Source organism: Paenibacillus oleatilyticus, from assembly GCF_018998565.1.
Taxonomy (GTDB): Bacteria; Bacillota; Bacilli; order Paenibacillales; family NBRC-103111; genus Paenibacillus_G; species Paenibacillus_G oleatilyticus.
Genome location: NZ_JAHNZO010000002.1, coordinates 289,003 through 301,722 on the forward strand (window position 1 = coordinate 289,003; position 12,720 = coordinate 301,722).

Genomic DNA, 12,720 nt, shown 5'->3' on the forward strand with positions numbered 1-12,720 from the left:
CAATTTTAAAATAATAAACTAAAAATTGGTTCGTACTACAGGGAAGAAAGAGAGATCCGATGAAAAAACAAAAAGTGACTACCCACGATATATCCAAGCTCCTCGGCATATCGCGCAATACCGTGTCCAAGGCGCTCAACAATCATGCAAGCGTTTCCGAGCATACAAAGCAGAAGGTGCACGAAGCGGCCGCCAGTCTCGGCTACAAATCCGCAGATGCGACAGCAGCGGAGGAGACGGAGGCGGCAAGCACGACGGCCAGAGGCGGCATCGCTTTCATCACGAACATATTTACCCCTGCCAATAACGGCTTCTGGATGGGCGTCATCAAAGGGATCGAGGAGATCACGGCCAAGAACGGCTACGAGCTGTTGTTCGATTTCATCAAACCGGACGAGCTTGTTAAGCTTTCGCTTCCTTCGTGCGTTGTGAACCGGTCGGTCAACGGCTTGATCGTGAGCGGCTATCTCAGCAAGGAATATACCGATCTGCTGGCCTCCGTCGATTTGCCTAAAGTATTTCTCGATGCCCGTCCGGACGTTTCGTTCTCCGCGCTGTATGCCGATATCCTGCTGGTGGAAAACGAAGACAGCGTATACGATATGACGACGCATCTGATCGGGCGGGGGCACCGCCATCTGGGATTCGTAGGCGATATCACCAGCTGCCGGTCGTTTATGGAACGGTGGCTCGGCTTTAAACGGGCGCTGCTTGACGCGGGTTTAACTCTGGAACCGGACTACTGCGCCACCGGGCCCAATCCGTCGCAGTATCATCATTACGACGATATCGAAAACGCATTCAAATGTCTCGAAGCATTTCCGACAGCTTTCGTCTGCGCGAACGATACGATCGCCATCCGCGTCATTCAATATTTGCGAAACAAGGGCTTTCAGGTGCCGGAGCAAATTGCCGTGACCGGGTTCGATCATTCCGAGCATGCCGATTTCGTCACACCTGCGCTGACCACCGTGCACTATGATGAGAAGGATTGGGGCCGCCGCGCGGCCGAAGAGCTGCTGTGGCGCATGAACAACCCTGCGCGGCCTTACGAATTGGTCCGTCTGGGCACGAAAGTGATTTACAACGATTCAACCTCAACGGTACCGGCATCCTTGCCGGTCACGGCAGCTCCGAGCGCTTCCCTCTAAATTCATGTGATTTTGCACACTGTAACATTACAAAACGCAATGATGTAAATGATAATGTGAAATTATTGTTTACAATGTTGCGTTTTTTGTTTATGATGAACCTAGTAGAATTGTAAGGGTTTACATTCTCTTCTTACAGGAGGTCATCCGTTTGAAAAAGTTAAAAGCTTTTGTTCCTGTAGCATTCCTTACCGCGAGCCTCGTTGCCTGCCAGAACGGCGGGAATAACGGGGCGGCTGGCTCCGCCGACGGCGCCGGACAGTCCAAGCCGTCAGACGCGTCGCTTAATCTTTCGATGGCTTTGATGGGCGGGGCGAAAACGCCGAATTCCTGGACGGAAAAAGCGCTGGAAGAAGATCTGACGAAGGCGCTCGGTAAACCGGTTGCGCTTGAGAGCGTTTTCCTGCCGGGATGGGAAGATGCGCAGACGAAAATCAATTTGAACATGAGCGACAAAAGCACCATGCCCGACATTCAGTGGTGGTACGGCATGGACAAGGAATACACGAACTGGGTAAAATCCGGCGCGCTCGTTGACCTCGTTCCTTACCTCCAGAAGAATGGCAAGACGATTTTGAATTACTATTCTCCGGAAACGATGTTCTACTCCTATGAAAAAGGGAAGATGTACCGCCTGCCGGGAGACGTAGCGGAAGCGACCTCCATGACGACGATCATCCGCAAGGACTGGCTCGATAAGCTCGGGCTGAAGGTGCCGACGACGGTGGACGAATACATCGAAGTTTTGAGAGCGTTTACCAAGAAAGACCCCGACGGCAACGGCAAGGACGACACGTACGGCTTGTCCGGCCCGGGAATCGCAGGCTCGGCGGAATACCGCACGTTCGCGCCGATTTTCTTCGCCTACAAGTCGATTCCGAACGAATTCATGGTGCAGCCTGACGGAACGGTCAAATACGGCGCGGTGCTTCCGCAGACGAAAGAGGCTTTGAAGGTTTTGCAGAGCATGTATAAGGAAGGGCTTATCGATCCGCGGACGATCAGCAATACGGACGCCAACAAATTCGAGGAAATCGCCGCAAGCGGCAAAGTCGGCTCCTTCTACCGCTGGATCGCTTATTTCAACCCGTCCAGCACGCTGTACAAATCGTTCAAGGCAAACAACCCTTCGGGCGAGCTGCTCGCGATTCCGCCGATCAAAGGCCCGGACGGCTTCAGCTCGGATTATCCCGAAGCGGTCGGTGGCTGGTGCTTCATCGGCGTGACCAGCAAGGCCAAAGATCCCGCTGGCGCGGTTCAAGCGCTGAACCGGATCGCATCTCCCGAAACGTTCAAGCTGGTCAGCTTCGGCAAGGAAGGCGAGCATTACAAGATGGAGAACGGCCAGTTCCAATCGCTCCTGACGCCGGACGAACAGAACAAGCTCGGTATCGGCAACTACACCTGGTACTTGAGCCGGAAGGACGAAGCGAACATTTCCAACATTCCGCAGGTGATCGACCTGTTCAAGAAGGGCGAGACGACATCCAAGCCGCTGCGGGAGCTGGTGGTCCGGTTCAAAACGAACGATCGCCCGGCCTTCAAGGAATACATCAAGGATATCGAGAAAGTGCGGGACGAAGTATTCTACGGCATCATTTCCGGCAAGAAAAGCATCGACGAATTCGACAAGTTTGTCGACAAATATTATGCGATGGGCGGCAAAAAGGTAGAGGAAGAGGCGAACGCCCTGTACAAAGCGCAAAAGCAGGAATATGCGGAATTTTTAACGTGGTACGACAAAGAAATCAAGCCTTACAAATAAGGGGGAAAACCTCTTGCTAAAAGATCTGGTCAGGGACAAGTACTTATATTTGCTGCTGCTGCCCGGTATGCTGTTCATCGTCGTGTTCAAATATATCCCGATGTATGGCCTGGTCATCGCTTTTCAGGAATACAACATATTGCAGGGCGTCGGAGGCAGTGACTGGGTCGGGTTGTACCAGTTCGAAAAGCTGTTCACGATGCTTGACTTCACGAACGTGTTCAAGAACACGCTGATCATCAGCACACTGAAGCTGGTCTGGGGCTTCCCGGCACCGATCGTGCTGGCCCTTTTGTTAAACGAGGTCAAGCAGCTCATGTTTCAGCGGTTCGTGCAAACCGTCGTTTATTTGCCTCACTTTATTTCGTGGGTTATTTTTTCCGGGATCATCATCATCTTTTTGAATCCGGTGGACGGCCTGGTCAATCAGGTGATGGGGTGGTTTGGTGGAGAGCCGATCGACTTCCTGATCGAAAAATCGTATTTCCGCTCCATTCTGGTCGCTACCGATATTTACAAGGAGGTCGGCTGGGGGACGATCATTTATTTGGCCGCCATTTCGGGCATCAACCCGCAGCTGTACGAAGCCGCCATTGTGGACGGGGCAGGCCGGTTCAGGCAAATGTGGAACATTACGCTTCCGTCGATCCGCCACGTGATCGTTATCCTGTTCATTCTCAGTCTCGGCAATATTTTGGACGCCGGATTCCTACAGACGCTGCTCTTGTACAATCCGCTGGTCATGGACGTGGCCGATATTATCGACACGTACGTATATCGCAAAGGGATCGTCGATGCAAGCTATAGCTTGGGGGCGGCGGCCGGCGTGTTTAAGTCGGTCATTGCGCTGATCCTGGTCGCAGCTTCGAATCAACTGGCGAAAAAGTTCGGCGAGGAGGGCTTATGGTGAGGAAGCTGAAAAGAAAGCCGTCCGCCGGAAGCCGGCTGTTTCAGGCGGCCAACACGCTGTTCATGCTGGCGCTCGTCGTTGTCATGCTTTACCCGTACTGGTACGTGATCATGTATTCGTTAAGCGATGCGAAGCTGGCGGGAAGCGGCGGCTTGTTCCTCCTGCCCAAAGGCTTCTCGCTCGCCGCATACGAAACGGTGCTCGGCAATGCGGCCGTGCTGTCCGGCTTCAAGGTTTCGCTCATCGTTACGCTGACGGGCACCTTGCTCGCCACGTTCATTACGGCGGCGACGGCGTACGCGATCTCGAAATCGCGCTTGCGGGGCCGAAAGCTGTTTACGCTGATGATTTTGTTTACGATGCTGTTCCACGGCGGCATGATCCCAGGGTATTTGCTGGTCAAGGAACTGGGCCTGCTGAACTCGTATTTGGCGCTTATTCTCCCGTCGGCGATCGGGGCGTGGAACATTTTCATCATGCGCAGCTTTTTTGCCGGAATTCCGGCGGAGGTGGAGGAGTCGGCTTACATCGACGGGGCGAACGATCTGGTCATTTTTTTCCGGATCGTGCTTCCGCTGTCGAAAGCGGTGCTGGCCACAATCGCGCTGTTTATGGCCGTCATGTATTGGAACGACTTTTTTTCCACGATCTTGTATATTTCTTCGAAGGACAAATGGGCGCTGCAAGCGGTATTGCGAGACCTGCTGACCAATACGTCGACGGCAATGCAAAGCCAGGGCATCAGCATCGCCTATCAGCAGGAGATTAGCGAATCGACGATCAAAATGGCGAATATCGTGGCCGCCACGCTGCCGATCTTGATCGTATACCCGTTCGTGCAAAAATATTTCGTCAAAGGCGCGATGATCGGTTCGGTTAAAGGTTAGAAAGGAGTCAGCATGGACAACGTTATCGTATTGTATGATCCGGAGTTTCCTTTTCTTGGGGAGGGAATGGACGAAGCAGGCCTCGAAGGGTTATCCGAGGTCTTCCGAGTAGTCCGGGCGGAGCAGCTGCCGCAGGCGCTCTCGGGCATGGACGCCGGGTGTCTGGTGAATCTCCATGCTCCTTATTTCCCGAAGGAAGCGTGGGGCGCGATCCTGGATTTTCTGCAAAAGGGAGGCGGGCTTGTCAGCATGGGCGGAGCCCCGTTCCGTATTCCGGTCTATCGCGAGAACGAAGTATGGCACGCCGAAGCCGAGCAAACGGCCTATCACCGGCAGCTTCGCATCCACGAAGCAATGACGGTCGATTCCGCTCCGGTCGCGAAGCTGGCGGCCAGCGCAGAGGTGCCTCTGCTGCGGGGGCGGGAGGCACTCTTTGAGATTCAGCCGACCTGCAGCCTGATTCTCCACGTGACGCGCCATGACGATCAGCCGCACGAAAGCGGCTCGGCCGGACCGATGGATGCGCACCTGTACCCGCTGTTGAAAGGCATATCCTCCGAGGGCAGAGAGGTCGCCGCTCCCGTGGTGCTGCTGGAAAATACGAAAGGCGAGTTCGCCGGAGGCCGTTGGCTGTTCGTTCACCAGCTTGCGACAGCGTCTTTCTGGGAAAAGGGCGGGGCTGCGGCTCTTGCGGATTGGGCGGCGTACTGCGCGCTCGGCGTGACCGAGCTGACGCTGAAAACGAACTACGCCACTTATGAGCCGGGCGAGCGTCCGAAGCTGAAGCTGCAAATGCAAGGCCTGCTGCGAACGGGCGAGACGGCTCCGGCTGGCCGCTCCTGGCGATTTACCATCGAAGTGTGTCAGGAGAGTCGGACAATGGAAGGGGCGAGTGGTCCGACGGAGCCGGTGTGGACGGGGGAAATCCAAGCCATCGTCTCCCGCGAGCAGAGCTTCGCAGAGCTGCTGCTGCCAATTTCCGTTGAACCGGGACTGTATGAGATTGTTTGCATAGCGGAGTCCGAACTCGGCGAGGTCCGCGTGCTGCGGCAAGGGTTCTGGGGAAGGGACGAAGAGCTTCTTCGCGAGGGCAGTCCTTTGCGCTGCGACCGGGATTACTTCTGGAAGGACGGCCGTCCGCTGCCGGTGGTCGGCATGACCTATATGAGCTCGGATGTGGCGAGAAAATTTCTGTTTTTGCCAAATGTGTCGGTGTGGAACCGGGATATGGCGCAGATGCGGCGGGCCGGAATCAACTTCATCCGGACGGGAATCTGGACGGCGCACCGGCAGGTGATGTTCGTAGACGGCCATCTGTCTGAGGAGGCGCTGCGCGCGATTGATGCGTTTATTCTTACGGCGAAAAGGCACGGGCTGGAAGTGAATTTTACGTTTTTCGCATTTGCGCCGGAGGCGTGGGAAGGGGCGAATCCGTATCTGGACCCGCGGAGCGTGGAAGCGCAGAAACGGTTTCTGGCTGGCATCGTATCACGGCACCGGCACACGACGAACGTGCATTGGGACTTGATCAACGAGCCTTCGCTGTTCGATCCGAAGCGGGTGTTCGCCGGTCCGCGTCCGGTGCGCGACCGGGAGGAGCGTGCCGCCTATTCCACCTGGCTGCAGCGTCGGCACGGTTCGATACGGCTGCTGCAGGAGCGCTGGGGCATGACGCCGGACGAGCTGCCGTCCTTCGAAGCGGCCAGTCCGCCCGCGCCGGAAGAGATCAACTTCGACGTGCATGATATGGCGAGAGGCAAAAGGGGGACGCCTTGGCTCGACTATACCTTGTTTACGATGGAGATGCATAACGAGTGGATACGCAGCCTGAGCGGCACGATCCGAGCGCTGCATCCCGGGGCGCTTATTACGGTCGGTCAGGACGAAGCGCTTGGCGGCCAGCGTCCGTCTCCGCTATTTTACGGCTCTGAGGTCGATTACACGTCGGTTCATTCCTGGTGGCTGAATGACGATTTGGTATGGGATGGCATTTTTACCAAAGTGGTGGAGAAGCCGAATCTGGTGCAGGAAACCGGCATTATGTATCTGGAGACGCCGGATGGGCGGGCGAAGCGGTCGGAGACCGAGCTGAAATATTTGCTGGAACGCAAATATGCGTATGCGTTTGCTACCGGCGCTGCAGGCGCGGTTCAATGGATCTGGAATACGAACTATTACATGAACAACATTAACGAGTCGAACATCGGCGCCCTGCGGGCCGACGGTACGGAGAAGCCGGAGGCGGATGTTTCGTACGATTTTGGCCGCTTCATGAACGAAATCCGCGACTTGTTTACCGGAAGGAAACCGGAGGAAATCGCCGTCGTGTTTCCGTATTCGAACGATTTTTCGAACCGTAGGCTCGCCTGCGAAGCGACGGCACGGCTGACTCGGGTGCTTGCTTATGAGCTGAAATGCCCGTTTTTCGCCGTCGGGGAATACGACCTCAAGCCATTGTCCGAGCGCTGCCCGAAGCTGATCGTCGTTCCGAGCGCGCACAATTTCAGCGACCGGGCGATGGAGACTCTCGTCGAGCATATCCGTACCCGAGGCGGGACGCTGCTCTTCACGGGGCCGCTCGGGCTGGATGAATATTGGAGGCCGACCGGGCGTCTCGGCGAGCAGTTCGGTCCGTACCGGGAAGGGAACGTGTGCCGGGAAGAGCGGCTGATGATCGACGGGAACGCCCATTCCGTCTCGTTCGGACGACGCAAAATCGCCGAGCTGTGCAAAGGGATTCCGGAGGAGGATGAGGTGTCCGGTGGCACCCGGCTAACCGACGTTTTCCTGGGGATGGGACGCCTATTCTGGTGTCCGCTGCCAGTCGAATTGAACGACCGCACCGAACCGATTCGCGAGCTGTACAAGCACGTCATCCGGGCCGCCGGTGTACAGCCTGACATGGTATGGCGGCAGGGCGGGGAGCTTGCAGGTATTTATGGACGCAAGCTCACGTTTGCGAAGGGGGCGCTCTTCATCTTCGTATCCGAGTACGCTCATCCTGCAGATGTGGAGATTGAGGACCCGGCCAACGGCGCCAAGTACCGTTTTACGATCGAAGCGGAGCGTTCGGTCTTGTTCGCTGCGGACGTGACGGGCAAGCTTATTGCCGTGTATCGCGACAATGAAGTGCGAATCGAGCATGGAAACGAACAGCCGGCGTGGCTGTAAAGTCCCTCTGAGGATGAGAAATGAGACTGTGAGCAAGTGACGGTCTCATTTTTTATTTGTAAGGGCATCCAGCGGTGATAAATGTGCGGATGGCCTTGTGCCTGCTACAGTCATTGAATTACAAGGCCATTTTCATTACTATGAAGAGGGAAGGAGGGGCTTACGTTGATCGCTGCGAGTGAGATACTATCGATCCTAGGTGATGGCACGTTCATCGAGCGTGTTTTCAACAAAGATGTGGATTGGGACACCGAATTGGACGCCCGGGATGAAGCTGAATTCGCTGAAGCATGGAGTTCCAGCTATGACAAGCTGGAAGCAATGCATCCGTCTGAAGATGCGGTGGTCCGCGAAGTCAGGGAGACGGTGTTCAAGCAAACGTTTCGGATCACCCGGAGCCCGGAGCTGGCAGGGTATGCATCGGACGACTTTGGTCTGATTGCCAAGGCATTCGAGAACAAGATCGAGATCGAATTTATCAATAAGCTGTGGGATTCCTACACAAAAGGCAGGTTTCCGAGATAAGAGAAAACGAGGGATTCTAGATGCTCCAATCCTGCTCAAGACACGACCTTTTAAGGCGCGTGTCTTTTTTTATTTTGAAGCGAAATAAAAATTACCCCTTCACAACGTAACAATGTTATGTTACATTGTTTTGCGAGGGAGTACTGACAGTGGGAGGAAGATAGGAGGGGAGGTTTAGAAAACGATACTAGCCGGGAAGGGTTTATTTGCAGAAGCTGGAGAACAATCGGTCTCTCGGTAAAACTGCTAATGTGTATTAACCTGCATATTCGGCAGAGGCGTCTCTGCACCATGCGTAACCCCGACTGCATAAAGCAAAAACGATATAACGTAACAATGTTTTAGTTAAGGCGCCCGGCCAATTCGAAAGGGGCCGCCGGAAATCACGAGGAGGTTGGACAATTTGGACAAACAACGGGAAAACGCTAAAAGCCCGAATCTTTTTCGCAATCGTTTCATGCAGACGATTCTGCTATCCAACATGCTGCTGCAGATCGGCATTTGGGTGCGTAATTTCGCGATTCTACTTTATGTTGCAGATAGGACGAACAACGATCCGAGTGCCATTTCGCTGATCAGCGTTGCGGAATTTGCGCCTATCTTCATATTTTCGTTCATCGGAGGGACATTCGCCGACCGCTGGCGGCCGAAACGAACGATGATCTGGTGTGATCTGCTGTCCGCGGTATCGGTGTTCATCGTGCTTGTAACGATTCACTACGGATCTTGGCAGTCCGTCTATATGGTCACCTTCATCTCGGCCATTCTTTCGCAGTTTACCCAGCCTTCGGCCGTTCGGCTGTTCAAGGTTCATGTGCCCGAAGAGCAGCTGCAGCAAGGGATGGCGCTGTTCCAGACGTTGATGGCGATCTTCATGGTGCTCGGCCCCATGCTTGGTACATTTGCCTACAGTACGTTTGGTTTGGAAACATCCGTAGCGGTTATGGGGGTGGCATTTCTGCTTTCCGCGCTCATCCTGACCCGCTTGCCTAAGGATCGGCAGGAACCGCAGACGGAAGCCGGAAAAGGGCAATTCCGCGAGCAATTCGTTGAAGGCTTCCGTTATGTCTGGCAAAGTCCAGTGCTGCGGATGCTTGGAGTTGCGTTCATTCTGACCGGTCTCTCCATGGGCATTACGCAAACGCTCGGCCTGTTCGTCGTCACGGAGCGGCTTGGAAGCGATGAGAAATTTCTGCAATATATGCTGATGGTGTACGGTGCCGCTATGCTGATCGGCGGCGGGCTCGTATCCGTTTTTGCCAAGCGGGTCGCACCGCAGCTCTTGCTCGCTATCGGCATGCTCATCGGCGGCATTTGTACGGTGATCATCGGGTATTCGACAAGCATACCGGTTACGCTCGCAGTGCAGTTTTTGAGTGGGCTTGTGTTTCCTTGCATTCATATTGGCATCAGCACGATGATTCTGAAATGGTCACCCACGTCGATTGTAGGAAGGGTTAACGGAGTTCTGAATCCCATGTTCATCGGGATGATGGTCATTTCGATGTCTTTCGCCGGTGCGTTAAAGGATGCTTTTTCGCTAGTATCGATTTATACCGGCGCGGGGCTGCTGCTCCTTATCGGTGCACTGGCCATGATGGGGATCATGAACAGCAAAGCGCCGGAGCATGCGCAGTCTGCATGATACTGGCATCGATATGAACATAAATGCGCATTGACCATCATACGAAACGTATAGTTTTGCACGAATCCTGCCTAGTGCAGGATTCAGGCTTTTGAGAAAGTGGGGTTATACGAAAAAAGAGATGTATACGGAGGTGGGGTATCTACTGGAGAAGCGATAGCGTTCGCCTTTGTCTGCGGGAAATCCCCGCTATTCAGCGGCTTCAATCAAAATTTCCCGCTGACCCGGGGTCCCCGCAAAGTACTCGGACTAAGCTTCCCTGCTTCAACTTCACTTTGCGGGGTGGAGTAGTGATCGGAAGTAGATATCCCACCCCCCTCGTACACCTCTATTACCTCAATTCACCACTTTCTCAACAAGCTCAATCCTGCCTGGTGGCAGGATTTTTTTCATCTTGTGATTGCAGTCACAAACTGGCGCTGTCGAATTCGCTACACTGTAGATACAGTGAAAATAATTCTCATTTGGACCGGATTATCCATCCGGCAAATGGATTGGGGGAAAAGATATGAAGCGAAACGGAAACATAGTAGAGTTGGATGTACGGCCATTTTTGCGGAAAAAGCTGGAGCCGTTCAAGCAGATTATGGATGCGGTGAATGCGCTGGAGTCGGATGATGTGTTCGTGCTGCATGCGATATTTAAACCTACGCCGCTGCTCGGCATCCTGAAGGCGAAAGGGTACGCCAACAAGGTCGAAAGCGTCAGCGACGATCATTGGATCACTGCTTTCGCCAGAGGAGCCGGGGCTCGGGCGAAGCTGGAAGCCATGTCCCTGCAAGCCTTCATCCCTAAAGATGAGGAGGCTGGGTCATGAGCGGTAATGTCACGGAATTGGATAACCGGGGGCTGGAGCCTCCGCAGCCGATGCTGCGTACGCTGGAGGCGCTGGAGGACATGGGGAGCAGGGACATTCTCGTTATTCACAATGACCGAGTCCCCATGTTTTTGATCGAGGAGCTGCGGCGGCTCCAATATTCGTACGAAGTCGATCCGCAGCCGGATGGCACCGCCAAAGTCGCGATTACGAAAAAATAGCTTTCAGAAAAAGCTTGCTGCATGGGGGTGTATAGCATGTTTCGTCTGCCGCTGTTATTTATTGCCACCGGAATTGCCAGCTTTGTCTTGTTTCATGCGGGATCGCTTTTCACCGCCGGAGGCTGGGCGCTGGACCATCCACGCAGTCCCGACGGCTGGTTTCACATCCATTTGCTGGTACTGGATTGGGCGACGATGGTCGCGATGGGGGCGGTCTACCAGCTGATCGATGTCGTGCTTCAACGCCGCATTTACAGCCGTATGCTTGGCTATGTGCATTATGTATTTTTCACAGGAGGGACGGTCATCCTGTTGGCCGGATTTTTACAGAGCCGGGTCGAATGGATCGCTGTCGGAGCCGTCGCGGCAGTCATCGGTATTCTGCTTTTTGTCTGGAACGTCGGGCGGACGCTGTGGGAGGCGAAGCGCTGGAATCCGATCACGCTGAGCACCGCCTGCGCGCTGTTGTATTTGGCATTGACCGGGCTGCTCGGCTTGGCGATGGGCTTAAACTTTGCGTTCCAACTCTGGGTTGACCTGCATGAACGTTTGCTCGCCGCCCATATCTGGCTTGGGACGCTCGGCTGGTTCGGGCTGTTGATTACCGGATTCAGCTACAAAATGCTGCCGATGTTTTATTTGTCTCACGGCGCCTCTGACCGGCCCCAATATTATATCCTCGGACTGTGGAATGCGGCTGTCCTGCTGGGCGTAGGGGCTTCTCTCGTTCCAGGCTGGTCCGGGCTGACGCTTGGGGTCATTTTGCTGCTTGCTGCGGCGCTGTTCGCCTATGATCGGCTTATTCGAGACATTCGCAAGCACAGCCATAAAGCCTCGCCGGGGCGCGGGATCGTCTGGACCATATGGAGCACCAGGGCATTGCTCGTTTTTTGCCTCCTATCGTTTGGCATTGGGTTTGCGGCACCTTCGCTGCTGAGGAGCTTGACATGGATCGTTATCGCCGGTTGGGTATACCTGTGGGGATGGGTGGCGGTAACGGTTCTTGGATACATGTCGAAAATCGTGCCGTTCCTATGGTGGACGCACAAATACGGCGATCAAGCAGGAAAGCCTGGAGTGCCCGTCATGTCCGATCTCATCAGCGAGCGCAGCGTCGATGTGGGGATGTGGGTGATGACCGTGGGGCTGTTGGTAGCTGTGGCGGGCATGGGATTCATGGAACCGCGAGTTCTCGCTACAGGCATAGCGGCGCTATCCGTCGGAGCGCTGTTCTATATCGGCGTGATTGCCATAGTATTTACAAGATAAATGGTACTTTTTTTCCATTAGAGAGGAGAGAATGTCATGACAACACAAGTCAACGAAGATACGGTCCGGCGGCAGCTGATGCTGGTGTTCGACCCGGAGCTTGGTGTAAATGTCGTAGACCTCGGCCTGATTTATGGTATTGACATCAAAGACGGACATATTGCGATCCGGATGACGTTAACGACGCCCGGCTGCCCGCTTCACGATACGATCATCGGCGGCGTGCGCCGTGCCCTGGAGGGAAAGCCCGGCGTCGCCGGTGTCAGCGTAGAGGTCGTATGGGAGCCGCAATGGACACCGGACCGGATGTCGGATGAAGCCAAGCGTCAATTGAGCGCTTGGTAAGAGCTGTGGAGAAG

General features: G+C 54.7%; 11 protein-coding genes. All 11 read left to right on the forward strand.

Annotation, left to right across the window (positions count from 1 at the left end):
- Positions 1 to 59: 59 nt before the first annotated feature.
- Positions 60 to 1,151 carry a LacI family DNA-binding transcriptional regulator gene (locus KQX66_RS04520; protein ID WP_216790266.1) on the forward strand — a complete coding sequence of 364 codons (1,092 nt, stop codon included), beginning with the start codon at positions 60 to 62 and terminating at the stop codon, positions 1,149 to 1,151.
- 151 nt (positions 1,152 to 1,302) lie between these two features.
- The gene (locus KQX66_RS04525; RefSeq protein ID WP_216790268.1) at positions 1,303 to 2,916 is read left to right on the forward strand and encodes an extracellular solute-binding protein; all 1,614 of its coding nucleotides are present in this window, start codon (positions 1,303 to 1,305) and stop codon (positions 2,914 to 2,916) included.
- Positions 2,917 to 2,929: 13 nt separating this feature from the next.
- Positions 2,930 to 3,826, forward strand: coding sequence for an ABC transporter permease (locus KQX66_RS04530; RefSeq protein ID WP_216790270.1), 897 nt, complete (start codon positions 2,930 to 2,932; stop codon positions 3,824 to 3,826).
- The gene (locus tag KQX66_RS04535) at positions 3,820 to 4,713 is read left to right on the forward strand and encodes a carbohydrate ABC transporter permease (protein WP_216790273.1); all 894 of its coding nucleotides are present in this window, start codon (positions 3,820 to 3,822) and stop codon (positions 4,711 to 4,713) included. The genes KQX66_RS04530 and KQX66_RS04535 overlap by 7 nt, the downstream gene beginning before the upstream one ends.
- A gap of 12 nt (positions 4,714 to 4,725) precedes the next feature.
- Entirely contained in the window at positions 4,726 to 7,884 is a 3,159-nt protein-coding gene (locus KQX66_RS04540) for a beta-galactosidase (RefSeq protein WP_216790275.1), read from the forward strand.
- A gap of 165 nt (positions 7,885 to 8,049) precedes the next feature.
- Entirely contained in the window at positions 8,050 to 8,409 is a 360-nt protein-coding gene (locus tag KQX66_RS04545; RefSeq protein WP_216790278.1) for an immunity protein PIM1 family protein, read from the forward strand.
- Positions 8,410 to 8,812: 403 nt separating this feature from the next.
- Positions 8,813 to 10,054 carry an MFS transporter gene (locus KQX66_RS04550; protein ID WP_216790281.1) on the forward strand — a complete coding sequence of 414 codons (1,242 nt, stop codon included), beginning with the start codon at positions 8,813 to 8,815 and terminating at the stop codon, positions 10,052 to 10,054.
- Positions 10,055 to 10,562: 508 nt separating this feature from the next.
- On the forward strand, positions 10,563 to 10,871 hold the full coding sequence (locus KQX66_RS04555; protein ID WP_216790283.1) for a DUF2249 domain-containing protein: 309 nt from the start codon (positions 10,563 to 10,565) through the stop codon (positions 10,869 to 10,871).
- Positions 10,868 to 11,092: a DUF2249 domain-containing protein gene (locus KQX66_RS04560; protein ID WP_216790286.1), complete on the forward strand. Its 225-nt coding sequence runs from the start codon at positions 10,868 to 10,870 to the stop codon at positions 11,090 to 11,092. The genes KQX66_RS04555 and KQX66_RS04560 overlap by 4 nt, the downstream gene beginning before the upstream one ends.
- A 36-nt stretch (positions 11,093 to 11,128) precedes the next feature.
- On the forward strand, positions 11,129 to 12,361 hold the full coding sequence (locus tag KQX66_RS04565; protein WP_216790288.1) for a hypothetical protein: 1,233 nt from the start codon (positions 11,129 to 11,131) through the stop codon (positions 12,359 to 12,361).
- Positions 12,362 to 12,397: 36 nt separating this feature from the next.
- Positions 12,398 to 12,706 carry a metal-sulfur cluster assembly factor gene (locus KQX66_RS04570; protein ID WP_216790290.1) on the forward strand — a complete coding sequence of 103 codons (309 nt, stop codon included), beginning with the start codon at positions 12,398 to 12,400 and terminating at the stop codon, positions 12,704 to 12,706.
- Positions 12,707 to 12,720 lie beyond the last annotated feature (14 nt).

Excerpts from the sequence above, each read along its gene's own strand:
- KQX66_RS04520 (WP_216790266.1), top strand. The coding sequence starts at position 60 with ATGAAAAAACAAAAAGTGACTACCCACGATATATCCAAGCTCCTCGGC.
- KQX66_RS04535 (WP_216790273.1), top strand. The coding sequence starts at position 3,820 with ATGGTGAGGAAGCTGAAAAGAAAGCCGTCCGCCGGAAGCCGGCTGTTT.
- KQX66_RS04540 (WP_216790275.1), top strand. The coding sequence starts at position 4,726 with ATGGACAACGTTATCGTATTGTATGATCCGGAGTTTCCTTTTCTTGGG.
- KQX66_RS04555 (WP_216790283.1), top strand. The coding sequence starts at position 10,563 with ATGAAGCGAAACGGAAACATAGTAGAGTTGGATGTACGGCCATTTTTG.
- KQX66_RS04560 (WP_216790286.1), top strand. The coding sequence starts at position 10,868 with ATGAGCGGTAATGTCACGGAATTGGATAACCGGGGGCTGGAGCCTCCG.
- KQX66_RS04565 (WP_216790288.1), top strand. The coding sequence starts at position 11,129 with ATGTTTCGTCTGCCGCTGTTATTTATTGCCACCGGAATTGCCAGCTTT.
- KQX66_RS04570 (WP_216790290.1), top strand. The coding sequence starts at position 12,398 with ATGACAACACAAGTCAACGAAGATACGGTCCGGCGGCAGCTGATGCTG.